Annotated in this window: 17 protein-coding genes; 12 read left to right on the top strand and 5 right to left on the bottom strand. The window is 31.4% G+C overall.

Annotated features, from left to right (window positions below):
- Positions 1 to 145: 145 nt before the first annotated feature.
- Positions 146 to 1,483, top strand: a complete 1,338-nt coding sequence (locus MUA60_RS11535; RefSeq protein WP_262648349.1) for a glucose-6-phosphate isomerase — start codon at positions 146 to 148, stop codon at positions 1,481 to 1,483.
- A gap of 229 nt (positions 1,484 to 1,712) precedes the next feature.
- Positions 1,713 to 2,216, top strand: a complete 504-nt coding sequence (locus MUA60_RS11530; RefSeq protein WP_262650621.1) for a nuclease-related domain-containing protein — start codon at positions 1,713 to 1,715, stop codon at positions 2,214 to 2,216.
- Positions 2,217 to 2,627: 411 nt separating this feature from the next.
- Here the strand turns inward: MUA60_RS11530 and MUA60_RS11525 are convergent, their stop codons facing one another.
- Positions 2,628 to 3,794 carry an IS256 family transposase gene (locus MUA60_RS11525; RefSeq protein ID WP_262648348.1) on the bottom strand — a complete coding sequence of 389 codons (1,167 nt, stop codon included), beginning with the start codon at positions 3,792 to 3,794 and terminating at the stop codon, positions 2,628 to 2,630.
- 401 nt (positions 3,795 to 4,195) lie between these two features.
- Here MUA60_RS11525 and MUA60_RS11520 point away from each other — a divergent pair, with 401 nt between their 5' ends.
- From MUA60_RS11520 to MUA60_RS11480, 9 genes are all read left to right on the top strand, one after another.
- On the top strand, positions 4,196 to 4,810 hold the full coding sequence (locus MUA60_RS11520; protein ID WP_262648346.1) for a TVP38/TMEM64 family protein: 615 nt from the start codon (positions 4,196 to 4,198) through the stop codon (positions 4,808 to 4,810).
- On the top strand, positions 4,807 to 5,337 hold the full coding sequence (lepB, locus tag MUA60_RS11515; protein ID WP_262648345.1) for a signal peptidase I: 531 nt from the start codon (positions 4,807 to 4,809) through the stop codon (positions 5,335 to 5,337). Before MUA60_RS11520 ends, lepB (MUA60_RS11515) begins: the two co-directional genes overlap by 4 nt.
- A gap of 22 nt (positions 5,338 to 5,359) precedes the next feature.
- The gene (gene lepB, locus MUA60_RS11510; RefSeq protein WP_262648344.1) at positions 5,360 to 5,926 is read left to right on the top strand and encodes a signal peptidase I; all 567 of its coding nucleotides are present in this window, start codon (positions 5,360 to 5,362) and stop codon (positions 5,924 to 5,926) included.
- Positions 5,927 to 6,022: 96 nt separating this feature from the next.
- Entirely contained in the window at positions 6,023 to 9,493 is a 3,471-nt protein-coding gene (gene addB, locus MUA60_RS11505) for a helicase-exonuclease AddAB subunit AddB (RefSeq protein ID WP_262648343.1), read from the top strand.
- Positions 9,490 to 13,128 carry a helicase-exonuclease AddAB subunit AddA gene (gene addA / locus MUA60_RS11500; protein WP_262648342.1) on the top strand — a complete coding sequence of 1,213 codons (3,639 nt, stop codon included), beginning with the start codon at positions 9,490 to 9,492 and terminating at the stop codon, positions 13,126 to 13,128. The genes addB and addA overlap by 4 nt, the downstream gene beginning before the upstream one ends.
- Positions 13,128 to 14,255 carry a DUF418 domain-containing protein gene (locus MUA60_RS11495; RefSeq protein ID WP_262648340.1) on the top strand — a complete coding sequence of 376 codons (1,128 nt, stop codon included), beginning with the start codon at positions 13,128 to 13,130 and terminating at the stop codon, positions 14,253 to 14,255. Before addA ends, MUA60_RS11495 begins: the two co-directional genes overlap by 1 nt.
- A gap of 76 nt (positions 14,256 to 14,331) precedes the next feature.
- Positions 14,332 to 15,237 (top strand): fumarylacetoacetate hydrolase family protein, encoded by a 906-nt coding sequence (locus tag MUA60_RS11490; protein WP_262648339.1) that lies wholly within the window; start codon positions 14,332 to 14,334, stop codon positions 15,235 to 15,237.
- A gap of 206 nt (positions 15,238 to 15,443) precedes the next feature.
- A complete protein-coding gene (locus MUA60_RS11485) occupies positions 15,444 to 15,788 on the top strand; it encodes a YisL family protein (protein WP_037588863.1) in 345 nt (114 codons plus the stop codon).
- Positions 15,789 to 15,941: 153 nt separating this feature from the next.
- The gene (locus MUA60_RS11480) at positions 15,942 to 17,363 is read left to right on the top strand and encodes an alpha-amylase family protein (protein WP_262648338.1); all 1,422 of its coding nucleotides are present in this window, start codon (positions 15,942 to 15,944) and stop codon (positions 17,361 to 17,363) included.
- 299 nt (positions 17,364 to 17,662) lie between these two features.
- Here the strand turns inward: MUA60_RS11480 and MUA60_RS11475 are convergent, their stop codons facing one another.
- Genes MUA60_RS11475 through MUA60_RS11465 form a run of 3 tightly spaced genes read right to left on the bottom strand, consistent with a single transcriptional unit; the run spans position 17,663 to position 20,671 of the window.
- Complete coding sequence (locus MUA60_RS11475; RefSeq protein ID WP_262648337.1) at positions 17,663 to 18,994, bottom strand: CoA-disulfide reductase; 1,332 nt, start codon at positions 18,992 to 18,994, stop codon at positions 17,663 to 17,665.
- Positions 18,995 to 19,000: 6 nt separating this feature from the next.
- Entirely contained in the window at positions 19,001 to 19,846 is an 846-nt protein-coding gene (locus MUA60_RS11470) for a DegV family protein (protein ID WP_262648336.1), read from the bottom strand.
- 12 nt (positions 19,847 to 19,858) lie between these two features.
- Positions 19,859 to 20,671 carry a Cof-type HAD-IIB family hydrolase gene (locus tag MUA60_RS11465; RefSeq protein WP_204977249.1) on the bottom strand — a complete coding sequence of 271 codons (813 nt, stop codon included), beginning with the start codon at positions 20,669 to 20,671 and terminating at the stop codon, positions 19,859 to 19,861.
- A gap of 119 nt (positions 20,672 to 20,790) precedes the next feature.
- Between MUA60_RS11465 and MUA60_RS11460 the strand changes: the two genes are divergently transcribed.
- Positions 20,791 to 21,099: a metal-sulfur cluster assembly factor gene (locus MUA60_RS11460; protein WP_037588867.1), complete on the top strand. Its 309-nt coding sequence runs from the start codon at positions 20,791 to 20,793 to the stop codon at positions 21,097 to 21,099.
- 72 nt (positions 21,100 to 21,171) lie between these two features.
- On the opposite strand, the gene MUA60_RS11455 is transcribed toward MUA60_RS11460, so the two are convergent.
- A complete protein-coding gene (locus MUA60_RS11455) occupies positions 21,172 to 21,864 on the bottom strand; it encodes a Crp/Fnr family transcriptional regulator (RefSeq protein ID WP_262648335.1) in 693 nt (230 codons plus the stop codon).
- Between the last annotated feature and the right edge of the window lie 42 nt (positions 21,865 to 21,906).

The raw sequence follows: 21,906 nt of genomic DNA, 5'->3' as shown, positions 1-21,906 counted from the left end.
TCATATTAAGAATGAATGTTCAATAGTTATTTTAAATATTTATGCACTTAAAAGTATATCGTTGCATTTCGATTGAAAGCCTATGAAAACTAGAGTAAAATAAAGACGTTGTTGAAATTAAATATAGATTACATAGGAGGATATTATGTCACATATTCAATTTGATTATAAAAAAGCTTTAACATTTTTTGGTGAACATGAGTTAGAACAATCACGTGATCTAGTAAAAAGTATACATCATGTTATACATGAAAAGACTGGAGCAGGTAGCGACTTTTTAGGATGGGTTGACCTTCCTGAAGATTATGACAAAGAAGAGTTCGATAGAATTCTAGCTGCATCTAAACGTATCAAAGAACAATCTGAAGTATTACTTGTTATTGGTATTGGTGGTTCATATTTAGGTGCTCGTGCAGCAGTTGAAATGTTAAATTCTACATTTGCTAATTATGAAAAAGGTGAAAATCCTCAAATTATATTTGTAGGACACCATTTATCTTCATCTTATGTACATGATTTAATTGAGTATATAGATGGTAAAGATTTCTCTATTAACGTTATTTCTAAATCAGGTACAACGACTGAACCTGCAGTAGCATTTAGAATATTCAAGAAAATTTTAGAAGAAAAATACGGTAAAGAAGAATCTAAAAAACGTATCTTTGCTACAACTGATAAAGAAAAAGGTGCTTTAAAAGATTTAGCAACTGGTGAAGGATATGAAACATTTGTCGTACCAGATGATGTCGGTGGTAGATATTCAGTATTAACAGCAGTTGGATTATTACCAATCGCAGCAAGTGGTATTGATATTCAAGATATGATGAAAGGTGCTGCAGCTGCACGTGAAGATTTATCATCTTCAGAACTTGATGACAATATTGCATATCAATATGCAGCAATTCGTAATATCTTATATGCAAAAGGATATTCAACAGAGATGTTAATCAACTACGAACCAGCTTTACAATACTTCAGTGAATGGTGGAAACAGTTATTCGGTGAATCTGAAGGTAAAGACTTCAAAGGTATTTATCCATCAAGTGCTAACTTTACTTCTGACTTACATTCACTTGGTCAATATGTACAAGAAGGACGTCGTTTCTTATTTGAAACAGTTGTAAAAGTTGAAAATCCTAAACATGATATTACAATTGAAGAAGACAAAGACGATTTAGACGGTTTAAACTTCTTAGCAGCTGAAACAGTTGACTTCGTTAATACGAAAGCATTCCAAGGAACATTATTAGCACATACAGATGGTGGCGTACCAAACTTAGTTGTTAAAGTTCCTCAATTAGATGCATATACATTCGGTTATGTTGTATACTTCTTCGAATTAGCATGTGCTATGAGTGGTTATATGTTAGGTGTGAATCCATTTAACCAACCAGGTGTTGAAGCATATAAACAAAATATGTTCGCATTACTTGGTAAACCAGGATTCGAAGACTTGAAAAAAGAATTAGAAGATAGACTATAATATGAAACGTATTTTTAGAAAAAGTCCCCAAATTTAATTTGGAGGACTTTTTTTATTTTGGATTTGAATTTTTTGAAGAAATGAGTGGTATTTTATGAAAATACGTAAAAATTTATTTTTAGCTTATATTGATGCATTGCAAAATAGGATAGATGTGTTACCTGAAAATGTAGATGAACAATAATAAGTCACAAAACAAGGGTACGAAGGTGAAAAAGCATTCGCTCAAATACTTGAAAGTTATGGGGCAGAATGGTGGCTATATGATTTGCAGATTAAAAATTATAACCATATTCAATTTGATTTTGTAGTCATAACTGACGATGCCATTATTCAATTTGAAATTAAAAATTATACAGGTGACTATTATTTTGAAAATCACAAACTATTTAGAAGTACAGGTTTTGTATCTAAAGATCTTATTAATCAATATGAAGTCGCTCAAGAAGGGTTAAAAAGAATCGTTGAGAAATATAAATTAAAACGCAAAGTAGAAAGCTATGTTGTTTTTATACATCCAACATTCACATTACATGGTGATTTACGATCTCGAATGAACATTATTTTAAAAAGTGAGATACATAAAATAAAAGATATGGTATCACAAAACTTTAAATATGAAGAAAATAAATGGATATATCACAAACTACAAAGCCTACACGAACCATTTTTATATACAAATCAAATACCAAATTTGAATATAGACTATAAAGATTTAAAAAGAGGCGTATGATGTACAAACTGTCGAAAGTTGATTCGAGTAGATGAATTATTTAATAAGCGAAAATATTTGAAATGTCATCATTGTAAGAAAGAATTGAATAGAGCGAATATTATTATTCAATCATTAGAAGAATTATATTTATTAAAAGGCACACCATTTTCAGTAAAAGAAGCAGAAATGTGGACAGGGGTCTACAGAAGTTCCATAAAGAGAATCCTATATAAGTACTTTATTAGAAGCGGTAATAGAAAAAGTACTAAATATGGACCGATAAAAGTCAAGTCCATATGTTTGTGTAATATCTTTAGAATGTAATCAACCTTTGGTTTTTTAATGAATCGAACAACTATATTTGTTTTGAAGTTTAAACAGATATAGTTGTTTGATCACTACTTATTTTTTAAAAAATAAGTAGCTTAATTAAGCGATAAATGGTCTGTTAGACTTATCAAATCTTTCTTGAATATCCATAAGTACTGCGCCAATTAATCTAAAAGCTGAATCTAGATTAGGGAATGTTTTAACTATTTTTTCTCGTTTTCTGAGTTGCATATTAATATTTTCAACTGAATTAGTAGTTCTTAGATTTTTATGATGTTGAGCAGGAAATCTATAGAATTGTGAGGCATCTTCGAAGCCTTCATCCAATATTTTAATAGCTTCCACATACTTAGGATTACTTTCATATTGTGCAATGAATTCATCTTTGAGCTGAACAGCGTGACGATATGTTGGTGCTTGGAATATTGATTTAAGTAACATTCTAGCTTCTTTAGAGTTCTTTTTAGGAAATCTCTCTACAATATTTTTAAGAAAATGGAATGTACAACGTTGCCAAGATGAATCAATAAACTGTGACTTAATAGATTTAATAAGTCCAGAATGCGCATCAGAGATAATAAGTTCAGGTGTTGTTAAACCACGCATTCTTAAGTCTTCAAAAAACTCTGACCAAGCTAATTCTGACTCTTGATTAGAAATTTTAAAGCCAATAATGTCGCGTTTTCTATTTTCGTTGATACCCATAGCGATATAAACACCTTTAGAAACAATTTTATTATTCTCTCTTACCTTAATGTGCATAGCATCAACAAATACATACTTATACTGATGACTAACAATAGGTCTACCAGCCCATTCTTTAATTTCAGGATCTAGGTTTTTTATTACGCCTGAAACAGTTGATTTAGACACAGATTTTCCCGTTAGGGATTCCACAATTTTATTAACATTTCTAGTTGAAACACCATTAATGTATGCTTCTGTCATCGCTAAAATAAGCGATTGGTCAGAACGCGAATATTGATTAAATACTTCAGTTGTAAATTCACCGTCACGTGTTCTTGGAACTTTTAATGTCAGATTGCCAATAGGCATTAGGAAATCACGCTCATAATAGCCATTAAGTTGTGCGTTTCTTCCTGAATTCTTTTGTTTATATCCAGCATTAACATACTTGTCTCTTTCCATTTCCATGTATGCATTTATGACAGTCATAGCTATTGTTTTCATAGACGCATTCATATCACTTCCAAAAATAGCACTTGCCAATTCTTCATAATCTAAGTTAACATTTAATTGAGTCATATATAGTCACCTCTACAATTTTTTCTTAGTCGATTACATTGTACCAAAGTGAGCTATATGTGGTTCTTTTTTTATTACACAATTATATGGACATATTCCCGATAAAATAAATTACCGGTCCAGAAACGGGAAATATGGACCGATAAAAAAATTACCGGTCCAGAAATGAGAAATACGGACCGATAAAAATAATTACCGGTCCATAACTAGTGATTCTCCATACCAATAATCTCATTTTCTCCATAAACTAAATTCCTCCTACTGAGTAATCATTATCTCCTACCAACCTATAAATTCCTTCTCGTTCCCAAAGATAAGACTTTTGTATGATGTCAATTTACTTTTCTATTTACACATTTATCGGTATAATTAATCTAAATTTAAGAAGGAAGTTGCGTTACATGTTAATACAAGATTTAATGAATTGGTTCAGTGAAGAGAACATTACTGAATTAATTGAAACTTTTAGATCGTTCGGGATATTCATAGCATTTTTATTACCTTTTATTGAGGCATTCTTACCGTTTTTGCCGATTATTCTATTTGTTATTGCTAATGTAAATGCTTATGGATTATTGCTAGGTTTTATCATTACATGGGCTGGTACTGTTTCGGGAAGTTATATCGTCTTCTTAATCTTTAGATTAATTTCTAAAAAGCCTTTTATGAAAAGGATTGTTGAACAGCCTAGAGTTGAAAGATTTATTCAGTGGATTGATGAACATGGCTTTGGACCACTGTTTATTTTGTTATGCTTTCCATTTACACCGGGTGCTTTAGTTAATATGGTTAGTGCGTTTTCGAATATTAGTAAACAAGTCTATTTAATCGCGTTAATTTTATCAAAAGCCATTATGATATTTACGTTAAGTTTCATTGGTGCCGATATAAATTCCTTTTTTGCAAGTCCTAAAAAGAGTATAATAGTAGTCGTGATTATATTTGTACTCTGGCTAGTTGAAAAAGGCTTAGAAAAATATTTTGATAAACGCTTAAAAAATAGGAGTCAAAAATGAAAAAAATATTCGAATGGATAATTGCAATTATTATTGCGTTAGTATTATTATTTGTTGTAAGAACATTTTTATTCATCGGTTATATTGTAGACGGAGACTCAATGAAACCAACTTTTCATGATAATGATAAAGTAATTGTTAATAAACTTGTTAAAAATTTTGGACAAATTAATAATGGTGATGTTATCGTATTTCATGCGAATAAAAGTGCTGACTATATTAAAAGAGTTATCGGGTTACCAGGCGACACAGTTGAAATGAAAAACAACAAACTGTATATTAATGGTACTCATGTAAATGAGCGTTTTTTAAATGATGATATAAAAACTGATGACTTCAGTACAAGAACGATTCAAGGCTCTAAAAGTGATGTTATTCCTAACGGTGAATATCTAGTACTAGGTGACAATCGTAGCAATAGCAGAGACTCAAGAGAAATTGGATTTGTACATGAAGATGATATCGTTGGTACTGTGAATTTAAGATATTATCCATTTAATCAAATAGATGTGAAGTTTGATAAATAATAATAATAATGAGGTGGCACTTTTGAAAAAAGAGATATTTGAATGGGTTGTGGCGATTGCAGTAGCAGTTGTATGTGTGTTACTAATACAGAAATTCTTATTTGTAACATATACAGTTTCTGGAGATTCCATGTACCCAACTTTAAAAAATAGTGAAAAAGTAATCGTCAATAAAATTGGTTATAAGGTAGGAGATATTGATAACGGTGATGTTATTGTATTCCACGCAAACGCAAATGATGATTATGTAAAACGTGTTATCGGTAAACCTGGAGACACAGTAAAATATGAAAAAGACCAATTATATGTAAATGGTAAAAAAGTACCTGAAGAATACTTGAAAGCAAACAAAGCGAATAAGTCTCGTGATTTATTGACAGAGAACTTTGAAGTCAAAGATTTAGTGAATTCAAATGGTGCTAATAAAATACCTAAAGATGAATATTTAGTCTTAGGTGATAACCGTGAAGTCAGTAAAGATGGTCGTTCATTTGGTTTGATTGATAAAGATGTTATTGTTGGTGAAGTTGCATTAAGATTCTGGCCAATTAATCAATTCCATTATAATTTTGACCCATCTACAAATTAATATAAAAGTTCTGTAACACCTTACTTTGAAATTAAGTGAGGTGTTCTTTTTATGTTACAATAAATGAATAAGAGAACGTAAGGGAGGTAGAAATAAATGCAACTAAATGTATGGATTGGACGAAGTGGGACCGGGAAAACGAATCAAATGCTTAACCAAATGACTGAAGCTATGATTGAAGATCCATTAGGAGACCCAATTATATTTTTGACCCCAACTCAAAATACCTTCCAATATGAACAAGCATTTGTTAAAAATCCTAATTTAAAAGGAAGTATACGTACTTCAGTATTCGGATTTGAAAGATTAAGTTGGAGAGTTTTAAGTGATGAAGGCGGTCTTGTTGAACAACAAATTTCAGATGAAGCGTTAGAAATGCTTACATATCACTTATTACATACGCATAAAAAACAATTAAATTTATATCAGTCTACCATTCAACATTATGGATTTAGTCATAAAATGATGAATGAGATTAAAGACTTCAAGAAATATAATGTAAGTCCTGATGATTTATCACATTATATTGAACATAACGAAGCCATTCCTAAAAGAATGAAAGATAAACTTAGTGATATCGAAACAATCTATAAAGCGTTAGAAGAGCAATTAAACGGTCGCTATGTACAAGCAGAAGATGTCTTGTATAAATTAATTGAGAAAATACCAAACTCAGACTACATCAAACAAGCAGATATTTATATAGATGGTTTTCATAACTTTTCAACACTTGAATATCGCGTTATTGAAGCCTTAGTTAAATATAGTAAGTCGGTAACAATTGGTTTAACGACAGATGGAGACAAAGATCCATTTAGCTTATTTAGAAAAACATCTGAATCTCTCAATCATGTTGAAGACATTGCGGATGCATTACAAATTAAGATTAACTATACGCACTTTAAGACAACGGAACGATTCAATAATCAAAAAGTATTAAAGCATTTGGAAAGTCAATTTGATGCATTACTACCGAATACCATTGATAGTGAAGATTTAAAAATTATAGAAACATCCAATATGAGAGATGAAGTGCAATACGTTGCAAGAGAAATATTAAGACGTTCGAGAGAAGAGCATTTATCATACAAAGACATCGCGATACTTTATCGTGATCCAGGTTATGAGCAGTTGATTGAAACGGTATTACCGCATTTTAATATTGCATATAATCATGACGCGAAAAAGAAAATGGCATATCATCCGTTCATTGAATGTTTACGGTCTATGTTGGAAGTCATTCAAACTGGATGGAGATTTGAACCTGTCATGCGCATGTTGAAGACAGGCATCTTAACAAGCCATATCCCAAATGCGCCATATTTAATTGATATATTAGAAAACTATGCATTTGAAAGAGGGATATCTGGTAAGAGATGGACGAATCCAGAATTTTTCACAGTTGAATCTTTTGAAAAGCTCGGCAAAAAATCATTAAGAAAAGAAGAAGATACATTTATAGAAGAAGATAGGAAAACGGTGCAAAGTGTCATCGACTTGAAAGATTATGTTGTGAATCGAATTGAAAAGTTGAACGAAGCTTTAGCTGATAGTCAAACAGTGGAAGACTTTACGAGTCGATTATACGGCGTTATCGAACAATTTGATTTACCTACCCACTTAATGACGATGCGCGATGAATTAGAAATAAAGCATCAATTTGAAGAAGCGGAAGAAATTGACCAAGTATGGGAAGGCACAATTCGTATATTTGATGACATTGTAGAAGTGTTAGGCGATGTAAAGCTTTCTTTAAATGAATACATTGAAATATTGGATAGAGGATTGGATGAATTAGAATTCTCAATGATTCCACAAACACTAGATGAAGTAACAGTCGGTAATATTGATTTAGCCAAAGTGGATAATAAAGAAATTGTATTCTTGCTTGGTATGAATGATGGTGTATTACCGAAAGTATCTAATCAAATGTTGTTATTAACAGACGATGAGAAGAAAGAATTAGCAGCATCGAGTGGTTTAGAATTAAGCCCGACGAGTGATATTTTACAGATGGACGAAGCGTTTGTATGTTATATTGCGATGACACGCGCTAAGAAAGAAGTTGTATTCACATATAGTTTAATGTCCGATGGCGGAGAAATTAGAGAAAAGAGTCCATTTATCAATACAATACAATCGCTATTTACCAATCTTGAAGTTCAATCACTAAAAGCAAATATAGAGCACAATCCTATCCAATTATTAGAACATGAACATCAAAGTCAAATGCATATATTTGAACATTTAAATGATTGGATGAATGATGAGATTGTTAATGATATATGGTTAGATGCATATCATGCTTCATTAGATATTCATCATTTAGACCAAACTGTTCAATTTTTAACATCAGCTTTAACGTATAAAAATGATACAGTCCAATTGAATACAGACGTATCTGAATCACTATATGGTCAGAAAATAAATGCCAGTGTATCAAGGTTTGAAACATATAATCAATGTCCATTTAAACATTACGTGTCACACGGTTTAAAATTAAACGAACGTACAAAATATCAAATTCAAAGTGTCGATATCGGTAATATATTCCATCAAACATTGAAATATATTTCAGATGAAGTAAATGGAGACTTTAGTAAGTTATCAGCGAAAGCCATGACAAAACTTATAAACGAAGCTATCGATGAAAGTTTGCCTAAAATTCAATTTGATGTCCTACATCGTACTGCACATTATAGATATTTAAAATTACGCATTCAAAACATTTTAAAATCTACATTAGAAGCAATGAAGTATCAAACAAGTCATTCAAAATTCAAAGCTTATCAATTTGAATTAAACTTTGGTGCAACATCTAAACATCAATTAAAAATGACACCTTTAGCAACGAAACGAAAAATTCCAATTAATATTAGAGGTCAAATTGATAGATTGGACGTATATAAAGGTAAAGATAAAGATTATGTGTCTATTATTGACTATAAGTCATCAGTGACAAGCTTAGATTTAACTAAAGTAATGTATGGCATGCAAATGCAAATGTTTACGTATTTAGATGTCGTACTGCAAAATAAAGCTTTGTTAAATCTACAAGATAACGTATCACCAGGTGCGTTATTGTATTTCCATGTGCATGAACCTGAAATTAAAGCAACAAGTTGGGGAGAAATTCCAGAAGTAGATGATATTTATCAACAAACTATTGAAAAATTCAAAATGGACGGCTATGTGAATAGAAATCCTGAAGTAGTCGATGCGCTTGATGATAAATTGATAGACCAATTAAAATCTGACATGATCCCTGTCACGAAAAAGAAAAATGGTGAGTTAAATAGTTATAGTAAAGCTTTAGATGAAGAACTATTTTTCAAATTAATGAATAAAAATAGAGAAAACTTTGTTGAAACAGCTACACAAATTATGGATGGGCATACAGAAGTTTCGCCTATGCGCTATCAAAAGCGGTTACCATGTCAATTTTGTGAATTTAAATCAGTTTGTCACATTGACCCTATAACTGATACAGAGCAATATAGAGAAATCGAACATACATTAACGAAAGATGAAATCATCGACATGTTGAGAGAGGAGGCGGAAGAATGACATTGCCTGAAAAGCCGATAGATGCACAGTGGACGGATGATCAATGGAAAGCGATATATAGTGAAGGTAAAGATATACTTGTTGCAGCAGCAGCGGGAAGCGGTAAGACAGCTGTGCTAGTTGAACGTATAATTCAAAAAATTATGCGTAACAAACAAGACGTCAATAGGCTGCTTGTTGTAACCTTTACTAACGCAAGTGCGAGAGAAATGAAAGCAAGGGTCAATGCTGCAATTCAAAAAGAAAGCATTAAATATCCTGAAGATGAACATTTAAAGTCACAAAGAATTAAAATTCATCAAGCTCAAATTTCTACACTTCATAGCTTTTGTTTAACATTAATTAAATCACATTATGACACGATTGATATTGACCCAAACTTTAGAACTGCAAATGAAGTTGAGAGTATTGTCTTATTAGAACAGGCGATAGATGATGTGTTAGAAAGCTATTATGAAAAGAATGAACAGACATTTTTAGAGATCGTTGAGCATTTATCAAATGACCGTTCTGACGAGCCTTTAAGAGCATTATTGAACCGTTTGTATCGATTTAGTATTGCACATGCAGATCCTTTCGCGTGGTTAAATGAATTGGATCAACCATATGATCAAATTGATGAAAATCATAATTATTTTAAAATGTTTGACCAACTTATTTATCGTAAATTAGATAGTGCTAAAAATGCTTTGTATCAGTCAATAGATTGCTACCAGCATTTAAATGAAGTCGATAAACATGTGAAGTATTTAGAAGGTGAACGCATATGGTTAGAGCGCGTATTTGAAGGTAGTAAGCCACTTGATCAAATACATATAGATATGGCAGCAAAGAAATTACCGACAAATAGTGCGAAAATTAAGTCTGAAAATGAAGGGTCAGAGCAATTACTGGTACTAGGTAAAGACTATCATACAGCTTATATTGACCACTTAAAAGAACTGACTGAAGGTTATCTCAGCAGAAGTAGAGAAGATTTAATTCAAGATATGAAAGATATAGGACCAAGAGTGAAAGTGATTGCGGATATCACGAAAGATGTCATTCAATATTTCCAATCACTTAAACAACAAAAAAGAATTATTGATTTCTCTGATTATGAACATTTAGCTTTAGAAATTTTGACAGATGATGATGGTAATCCTTCAGAAATTGCATTGCAATATCGAGATTACTTTGATGAAATTTTAGTAGATGAATATCAAGATACTAATAGAGTACAAGAGGCTATCATCAGTTGTATTAAACGTGGAGAAGAGCATAATGGTAACTTATTTATGGTTGGTGATGTGAAACAATCCATCTATAAATTTAGACAAGCTGAGCCAGAATTATTTATAGAAAAATATAAACGATTTAATGATCCGGAAATGGCATCAGGTGAAGTGATCGATTTATCTAAGAACTTTAGATCTAGAAAAGAAGTACTCGATAATACGAATTTTATCTTTTCACATATGATGGATGAAGTTGTAGGTGAAATTGAATATAACGATGAATCTAAATTGTATTACGGTGCAGATTATGATTCACAACATACGCCACTAGAAATGGATATTATCGTCCAAGATTCATTTGAAGTAGAAGATAATAATCTTATTGAAGCAAAGGCTATTGTAGATAAAGTGCAATATATATTAGATAACAAGCGCGTATTTGATCGAAAAACGCAAAGTTATCGACCAGCAACTTTTAAAGATATCGTGATTCTTGAGAGAAGTTATAGTAATGCGATGCACATGCAACAACAATTTAAAGAAGCGAATATTCCGTTTTATGTAGAATCGAAAAAAGGCTACTTCGAACAAAATGAAATTAGATTGATGCTTTCATTTTTACGTGTGATAGATAACCCACTGCAAGATAAATATTTAGTCGGAGTTATGCGTTCGATAGCTTTTCAGTTTAAAGAAGATGAGCTTGCTGAAATTAGAAATAAGGCGCCTCAAGAAATTTACTATATAGATTCTATTTATAAATATATGTCAAATCCAGAAGCAGATACAGCGCTAGTAGAAAAGCTTAATCAATTTTTAACGCAATTGAAAATGTATCAAGCATATAGTAAGTCTGTTCCAGTATGGCAACTGTTGGATAAATTATATAATGACTATTACTTAATTTCTTACTTTAGTGGCCTTACTGGTGGTGTTCAAAGAAGACAGAACTTATACGGCTTATTAAATAAAGCAATACAATTTGAAGCATCTAGTTTAAGAGGTATCTTCCAATTTATTAGATTTATCGATGAATTAATTGATCGTGGCCAAGATTTCGGACAAGAAAGTGTTATAGGGCCGAATGATGATGTTGTACGTATGATGACGATTCATAGTAGTAAAGGTCTGGAATTTCCATTTGTTATTTATTCAGGTATTACACGTGAATTTAACCGTACTGAATTGAGAGAGCATGTTATCTTAAATAATCGATATGGATTAGCTTTAACATATTTCAATATTGAAAAAGAAGTCTCATTCCCAACATTAGCATCTATTATATTTAAAAATATCAATGAAACAGAAATGATTTCTGAAGAAATGAGATTGATATATGTCGCATTAACGAGAGCTAAAGAAGGATTATATCTTATTGGTCGTGTTAAAGGTGATAAAGCACTCGAAAAAATTGGTCTCGTAAGTGCAGATCAAGATGAAATGATTGAATCTGAATATAGAGTGAAGGCGAAATCACCATTTGATCTTATCTCTTCAGTTCTTGCTAAATCGAAAGATAATGGTCTATCACACTCAATGCCATTTAAGTCTGAACGAAGTGAATCTTTTAATATCAATATCATACGTGAGGAAGAACAAGATGAAGAACAAGATACCTCATATGAAAAGCCAACATTAGATACACTTATGAAATATAAACCTTCTGAGAAAAAGGATGAAACCTATAATCAGATGGTGTACAAATATCCGGATGAACAACTGTTAAATATTGCAGCAAAACAATCTGTTTCTGAAATTAAACGTCAACGAGAAACTGAAGAAGCGGGTACGGATTATCAAATTGTGAGACAATATCAGCTCGGTACTAAATCTTATGACAGACCTAAGTTTATGACTAAACAAAAAAGACAAAGTGCCGAAATTGGTACTTTGATGCATGCAGTCATGCAACACCTTCCTCTAAAGCAAGGAGGATTAACTGTAGAAGATTTACAAAATCTTGTACACGAGTTGATGGATAAAGAAATACTACCTGATGACGCTATGGAAGATTTAGATTTATCATTAATAGAAGTGTTTACAAAGTCCGATTTATATAAAAGGTTAGTCAATGCAGACAAAGTCATGAGAGAGGTACCTTTTGTAGTTGGTCAAGATGATATCGATCAAGGTTTATCTTTCGATGTTTCTGAAAAAGATAATAAACCGATTATTCAAGGGATGATAGATTGTATTTTTATTGAAGGAGATAAAGTATCATTTATAGATTATAAAACAGATGCATTTATCGTTCGTAGAGGTAAAACAAAAGAAGAAGTAGCAGAAGCGATGAAACAAAAATATGACGTTCAAATGCGTTATTATCAAAATACATTGGAAACAATATTGAAGAAACCAGTTGAAGGTTATTTATACTTCTTTCAATATGGAACGAAACACATCAAGGAGAATCATTAATGGCAAAACAAAGAATATTTAGTATTGATGCATTAAGAGGGTTTAGTTTACTAGGTATATTACTTATGAATATTTTAACCTTTGCATATCCATATCAAATCATCAATCCGTTTGAGTTTTTTCAACATCAAGATGGTGCATGGTTTAAAATCAGTTCATTATTTATAATCGCTTCATTTTATCCAATATTTGCATTTCTATTTGGTTATGGTTTGTCTATCATGTATCAAAATAGTTTGGATAAGGGATTAAACTATTATCCAATGATTACGAGAAGATTATTATTTTTATTATTGCTAGGTATCATTCATGGCGTGTTTATTTTTTATGGTGATATTTTATCAACATATGCATTGTTAGGTTTAATTGCAATCATATTTGTGCGCTTGAAACCACAATTTACATTAGTTGCACTATCAATAGGAATCGGCATATTTGTACTGTTATATTTACTGCCAATGATTTTATTAAAAGATGTCACACAAATAGAAAGCTTCGTAGGATTACAAGAATTAGAAAGAGTTAATAATATATTATCAAGTGCTGATTATGTATCGATTATTGGCTTTAATTTGAAATATTTTGGTATGAATATTGCTAACGCCATTCTAGTAGGACCATTTTCTATTTTACCGATTATGCTATTCGGTATTTATGCTCATCAAATTAATTGGTTTAACAAAATTAAACAACATAAAAATCTATATATGGTGATAGGCGTTGTTGTACTAATTTTAGGTTTAGCGATTAAAATGATTCAAATCGTGTTAGAAGGTTCTGTAACATCACAATTAATGAGTCAGATGATTGGTGGTCCCATTGTTGCATTGAGCTATATTATGTTCTTTGTGATCTTATGTGAAGAGCAAACAGCTCGAAAAATTTTAACGCCATTACAATCAATTGGAAAACTAAGCTTAACGACTTATATTATGCAAAGTGTAATTTGTATTATCATATTCTATGGTGTTGGGTTTAATTTCTATGGTAAGTTACCTGTCTTAACTATTTATATCATAGGTATCGTTATTTATTTCGTGCAACTTATCGTGAGTTATCTGTATTTAATGAAATTTAAACAAGGACCATTGGAAAAATTATGGAGAAAAGTAACATATTTAAAATAATCGATTGAAAAGCATGCGATTTATCTAAAAATTCGGTATAATCGAAATTAAGAATAAGAAGGAGTTGACAGAGTGAATGAAATTTTTAACTTTTAAACATAAAGATATCACTTCATACGGTGTGAAAGTAAAACGTGAAGAAGCGGTTTGGGATTTACGCAAAGTATTTGCGGACTTTGGAGAAGAAGGTTTTAATCCTAAGACATTATTAGAAGGTTTACAATTAAATATAAATGTTGATTTCCAAGAAGCAGTTCGTAAAGCAATCGTTAAAGTAGAAGAATTTGCTGAGAAAGACGATTACAAATATAGCTTCGAGGATATCGAGTTTTTACCACCTGTAACACCTACAAATAATGTAATTGCTTTCGGACGTAATTACAAAAAACACGCTGAAGAATTAAATAATAAAGTTAATAGATTATATGTATTCACTAAAGCAGCATCATCTTTAACTGGTGATAACGCAGAAATTCCGAATCATAAAGATGTAACAGACAAGTTAGATTATGAAGGTGAATTAGGCGTTGTAATCGGTAAGCATGGAGAGAAAATCCCACGAGGATTAGCTTTAGATTATGTATATGGTTATACAATCATCAATGACATTACAGATAGAAATGCTCAAAAGGAACACGATCAAGCATTCCTTTCTAAATCATTAACAGGTGCATGCCCAATGGGTCCATATATCGTAACTAAAGATGAGTTACCATTACCTGAAGACGTTAATATTGTCACTAAAGTGAACAATGAAATTCGTCAAGATGGTAATACAAATGAAATGATCTTAAAAATCGATGAATTAATTGCTGAAATTTCTAAATATGTAGCATTACATCCAGGGGATATCATTGCTACAGGTACACTGGCTGGAGTAGGTGCAGGCATGAACCCACCACAATTTTTACAACCAGGTGATGAAATTAAAGTTACAATTGATGGTATCGGAACTTTAACAACATTCATTAGTGAAAAATAATTAAAGTAATATATAAGAGTACCTTCTAAACCGAGTGATAGAAACTTGGAATAGGGGGTATTCTTTTTAGTAGGACGAACATTTGAATAAATTGTGAATTATGCGTTAACTTTAATATTTGCTTTTGCAAAAATGGGCTTATTCTAATTGTTCCTATGTTATAATGCTATTGGAAAAGAAATATGAATATTTGGGGGGAACTAAATATGATACACTTCCATATTTTTAGCTGGTTAGTTACGATTATCTTATTCTTCGTTGTCTACATGAAAGTTACAAATAAACCAGTGCATATGGTCTTAAGATTATTCATGGTATTTACTTTAATTTCTGGTTTTGTTATTTTCATGCAAGCTATGGGAATTAACGGTATGCTTTATGGTATTAAATTTATTCTTGGACTTGCAGTTCTTGGTTTAATTGAAGTGACAATTGCTAAGAAGAAAAAGAATAAAAACAGCCAAGGCTTATTCATTGCAACAATTGTTGTAATGGTATTAACAATTTTATTAGGTAGTTATTTACCAATGGGCGTATTACACTTTGGTTAATAGCCACTTTAAGATCCATTCATGATTTTGTATATACAAGACATGAATGGATTTTTTTATTGAATTTATTTATGACAATTTCATGTAGTTCTATCAGTTAAGTAAACGTTTTAGTATAATAGAGTTAATTGGGTAATAAAGAGGGTTGAATAAATGAATAAATGGACAAAAATAATCATATCGATTATATTAATCGCACCACTTTTTAGTAGCTATGTTTTTGCGAAAGAGAAAGAATACGAGGATGTTAAATACCCTAGAATTTATAGTTTAGTGGTTGATCGTTTTATGAATGGAAATAACGACAACAATAAGATGATTAAAAATAATAATCAATCGAATGATTTACCATTTGGAGGGGATTTCCAAGGGATTGAATCAAAGCTAGATTATATTCATGATATGGGATTTAATACGATACATATTTCACCTGTCTTTTCACATGATCAGAAAGATTTTTTAGGATATAAAGTGAAAAACTATGATGATATTGACAAAGTACTGGGTGGAGAAAAAGCATTCAAATCATTAATTGAAAAAGTGCATAATAAAGATATGAAAATCATCGTTGATATGCCAGTTACGTATACAGATGATTTTAAGCAATCTACAAATCGTGATTTAAATCAAATTCAAAAATCATACTTTAAAAATGAACAATTCATTGATTTGAAGAATAGTGAGAATCAAGGTATTTATAAAGCCAAAGTTAAAAATTTTGTTGATAAATATCATATCGATGGTGTTTCGATGAATATCGTTCAAGATGGTATAGATGCTGAGGCGTTTCTACCTGAGGGATTGGATACTTACGGTATCATTAATAAAGACGGCATAAATGCTAAGAACTTTAAACATTTATCGACAAATGATACACGTACCGCTATTCAAAATGCATTTAAAACTGAAAATACCGAAATTCCTGCTTATAATCAAAAAGGTGAAGTACTCATTGCAGATACTTGGTTTACAGAACGTTTAACAAAACATGCTGCAGATGAGAACAAATTCCCTGGAACACGTATTAAACAATTAATGACATATATGTGGGGATATAAAGGTCCAGTTATGATGAACTATGGTACAGAAATAGCGGTAAACGGTTCGAAAATCGAAACAATCAATCAGCTACAGAACTTTAGAACGGATAAAGAAGTAATAAAATATTTAGAAAAAATTGCTGATACCTTTAAACAATATCAAGAATTGTATGAAGGTAAAGTGAAAGTATTGCCGCATGACAAAGGCACAAACTTGTTTTATTATGACACAAATACGATTGATTATATCTTGAATATTAACGATAGCAGTAAGTCTAAAAAAGTCACATTAGATGATAAGATTATTGAAAAAAATAAAATGTTATCTGGCCTTATATTAGGAGATAATATTAAAGGTAAAGATAATCGATATGACTTAATTACGGATAGAGAAGAAAGTGAACTATACGCAATTATTAATGAAAGAGGACTGAATAATAGTTATTTAGTTGCAGCAGTACTAGTAATCCTATTATTTGGATTATTTATCTTCTTAGTATCAAGAAGAAGCAAACGACAAAAGAATAATCAATAATATGTAAAGCTGGGACATCCGTGTCCCAGCTTTTTTCATTGTTAGAGGTAGTAAGGGGTGTGTTTCTGGACCGATAAAATAAATTACCGGTCCAGAAACGAGAAATATGGACCGATAAAAAAATTTACCGGTCCAGAAATGAGAAATATGGACCGATAAAAAAATTTATCGACCCGAAAATGAGATTTGCAGGCCGATAAAAAAATTTATCGACCCGAAAACGAGATTATCAGGCCGATAAAATAAAATAGCGACCCGAAAACGGAATTATCGGGTCGCTCTATTATAATTCACATACTTTATTTTGATTGTGCTTTATAACCAATCATATTAACAATATCTTTTGGACTAGAGAATGGTGGTGCATAAGCGATCTCGATATCACGTAGTTCGTCTACAGTTAAATCTCCTATTATTGCTGTAGCTATGATATCAATCCTTTTATCAGCACCATCTTTACCGACTGCACATGCACGTAATATTTTGCGTGATGCTTTATCAAAATAAACACGTAATGTAAGTGGTTCGGCACTTGGATAATAGCCAGCATGTTGTTTTTGGGTTTGTTCAACTACTTCATAATCATAATTTGAGAGTTCGCTTTCTGAAACGCCAACACTACCTAATGCATAATCAAACATTTTTACAATATTTGTACCAAGTAAACCTTTGAAAGTAGTTTTAGAACTTGATGAATTTGATGTAATGTTTTCAGCGATTAATGATGCAGCTCTATGGGCACCCCAAGCTAAAGTGATACTAGTTGGTTTCTTTGTATGTCTATAGAATGTTTCGATCACATCACCTAATGCATATACATCATCTAAATTTGTTTCGAAATATTCATTTACTGGGATATAGCCTTTTTCATTTAATTTAAGTGAAGATGATTTTAACCAATCACTATTCGGTTCAATTCCGACACCAGTAATGACTATATCATATGACTCTGTTTTCCCAGATTTAAAAGTTACTTCACGTCCTGAAATATCTGCAATTTCTTCATTTAATCTATAAGGAATATGTCGTTTTTCTAACTCATCAAATATAACTTTATTTAAATCTTTATCCATACTCTTATTAATGTGGTCGCTACGATGTATCAAAGTTGTCTGGATATTTCTATTATATAAATTCTCCAGAATTTCTAAACTCACATAACCAGCACCGACAATTAATGCAGACTGGACATTTTCTTTTTGAATGAAGTCTTCTATTTTGTCAGTATCTACTAAGTTTCTTAATGTAAATACGCGATCAGATTGAAAACCTAAATGTCTTGCACGACAACCCGGACTTAAAATAAGTTTGTCATATGCATCTTCAAAAATTTCACCAGTTTCATGGTTTTTAATCGTGATTGTTTTTTTAGCATCATTTAATTCAATCGCTTCGTGATAAGTTTTGACTTTAATATGCTTTTTGTCTTTAAATTGTTCAGGTGTTGCTGATAACATCATATCTCTATCTTCTACGACTTCTCCTAAATAATAGGGAAGGCCACAGTTTGCGAAGCTCATATCTCTATCTTTTTCATAAACTGTAATATCACTATCCGGATCAAGTCGTCGAATTTGCGATGCAACTGTTGCGCCTCCAGCAACTGCACCGATTACGATAATTTTAGCCACTTACCATCACTCCTTATAATAGAATATAGCGACTGTGCCACTACCAGTGTGTGAACATATAACTGGTCCGATATTTGAAATGACAACATCTTTAGGTGAAAGATTTGATTGTATCAGTGCTTTAATTTTTTCTGCTTCTTCAATATCATCAGCATGTGTCATATAAATAATGTCATCAGAGTAATCACTATTTTCTTTTTTCATCTTATCTATAATGGCATGCCATAATTTTTTAGAACCACGATATTTCTCAATCGGAACAAGTTTACCTTCTTCAACATGAAGGAGTGGCTTAATATTTAATAAATTACCTAAGAATGCTTGTCCTTTAGAAAGTCTGCCACCACTAGCTAAATAGTTTAAATCTTTAACTGTAAATAAGTGTCTAATTTTATCAATTCGCTCTTTAATATAAGCGTCAAGCTCTTCAAATGTATATGACTGTTCAATTTTATCTTGTACATCGAGAATCAATTTACCGCATCCCATTGATGCACTTAATGTGTCATATATCGTTAAATCAAGGTCTGGGTATGTTTCTTTCACTTGTTCTTTAACTAAGCAAGCCGTTTGATATGTCCCACTTAAAGCACTACTAAAAGCTAGGTAAATGGCTTGTTCTTTCTTTTCTGCAACTTCAGTAAATACTTTTGTCATTTGTTCCATAGTAGCTTGATTCGTCTTTGGATGTTTATTGTTTTTAATTGCTGCTAATACTTCTTCGTTTGAGATTTCGTATTGATCAACTTTATTTTGATCATCAATGACAATTCCGAAAGGTAAGAAGTAAAATCCTTTTTCTTCAATTTGTGATAACGTTAAATCTGAACCACTATCCACGATCATTTTCATGTAAAAATCCCCTTACATATTTAATTCAAAATGTTTGTTTAAGTATTTTCCGATACCATCATTATTATTAGTGTCTGTAACTTCTGTTGCAATTTCTTTAAGTTCTGGAATAGCATTTCCCATTGCGATACCATAATTGGCAAATTGAATCATTTCAAAATCATTATCTTCATCACCAAAAGCAATAATATTATCAAAATCTATATCTAAATATTCAGCGACATATTTTACCGCTTTACCTTTGTTAATACCCTTTTTAACAATTTCAATAACAGGAAAAGGAGCACCCCAACGACGATGTTCTATAAATTCAGCATAGTGTTTATTTAAATGTCTTTTAATACGTGGAATCTCACTTTCTTCTGCTTGAATTAATAAACTCGTAGGAGATTCAGGTAGTAATTGATCAAGTTCTCCATATTTTATTTCAGGATTGCCCATGCTAAAACCTTCAAATAGTGATTGATCATAGTTGTTGATATACACTTGGTCTTTAACTTCAGCAATAATATTTTTAATATCAAGTTGACTAATATCTTTATAAATTTTGTATGCGATACGCGTATCAAATTGCTCATGTTTCGTTGGGAACCTATTATCTGTTGGATGATGAATATAAGCACCATTAAAATTAATAATCGGGGTATTCATATTCATTGCATTGTAATAATCCACACTTGCTCGATATGGTCTACCAGTTGAAATCATAATTTCATGACCGGATTTTTTTAAATACTGTAATACTTTTTTAGTAAAAGGTGAGATGCGCTTTTCATCATTTAATAATGTGCCATCTAAATCTAAACAAATTAAATGTTTTTCCATATCGATAACTCCTTACCATTTTTCTTTATGATACATACAATAATATCATATCATTTTCTTTAACCCATGCTTTAAATTTGATATATTATATATAGTAACTTTTAGAATGAGGTGAAAATATGGAAGAAGCAATGAAAGATAGTATTATCGGTGCACTTGAGAATGTAATTGACCCAGAACTAGGAATAGACATAGTTAACTTAGGTCTTGTATATAATGTTGACTTAGACGACGAAGGATTATGCACAGTAGAAATGACTTTAACTTCTATGGGTTGTCCAATGGGGCCACAAATTATAGATCAGGTTAAAACTGCATTAGCAGAATTACCTGAAATTAAAGAAACAGAAGTTAACATTGTCTGGAATCCACCATGGGGCAAAGACAAAATGTCACGTTACGCTAAAATTGCATTAGGTGTAAGCTAAAAGTAATCAAAAAGCAGTAGAGCATCATGTTTAGAACATGCAGCTCTACTGCTTTTGTTGTTTATAATTGTCTTATTCTATCCTACATATGGATAAAGGACAATTTTCGCAATTGATGGCTTTCTTTAAATAATCTAAGTCGTGTATGGTGATTTTTTTATGATTGATGGAGATGATTTTCTCTTTCTTTAAATTACTCAACATACGGTTAACACTTTCTCTTGTTACATTACAAAAATTGGCTAATTCATGATTGGTTAAATCTACATTGATCAAAATGCTATTATCATCTTGTATGCCATAAGTATTTGCTAATTTAATCAATATTGAATAGAATGCACCTGTTTTCCCTAGTGTATAGACATCTCTAATTTGATATTCATTTTTTTCGTTTTCATTTTGTACCCACAGTAACCACTCATATTTAAGCACTTCATCATTTAAAATGGCTTCTTCGAATTGTACTTTAGGAATACTAAATACGACAGCTGCTTCTTTTACTCTTGCTGAAAGGCTATGTGTCTTTCTGCCACAAAATAATGTTGTCGAACCGAAAATACTATGTCTGCCTAATAGTTTAGTATTAAATTCTTTCCCGTCTTCCATTACGCGATGTGTAATGACTTTTCCCTCTACAATTACATAAATATGATTACATAAGTCTCCAGTATGGTATATATAATGGTGGGCATTAAAATGGTGTCGTTGACCATGTTGAATAATATACTCAATAATTGAAGTTGCTTCTGTATATGTAGTTTGCAAAAGATCACTTCCCCTTATGATTTCACTTATAGTTTACCATAA

Origin of the sequence: Mammaliicoccus sciuri, assembly GCF_025561425.1 — a bacterium.
Classification (GTDB): domain Bacteria; phylum Bacillota; class Bacilli; order Staphylococcales; family Staphylococcaceae; genus Mammaliicoccus; species Mammaliicoccus sciuri_A.
The sequence above is the reverse complement of the archived record's forward strand: the minus strand, read 5'-3'. Positions and strand labels throughout refer to the sequence as shown.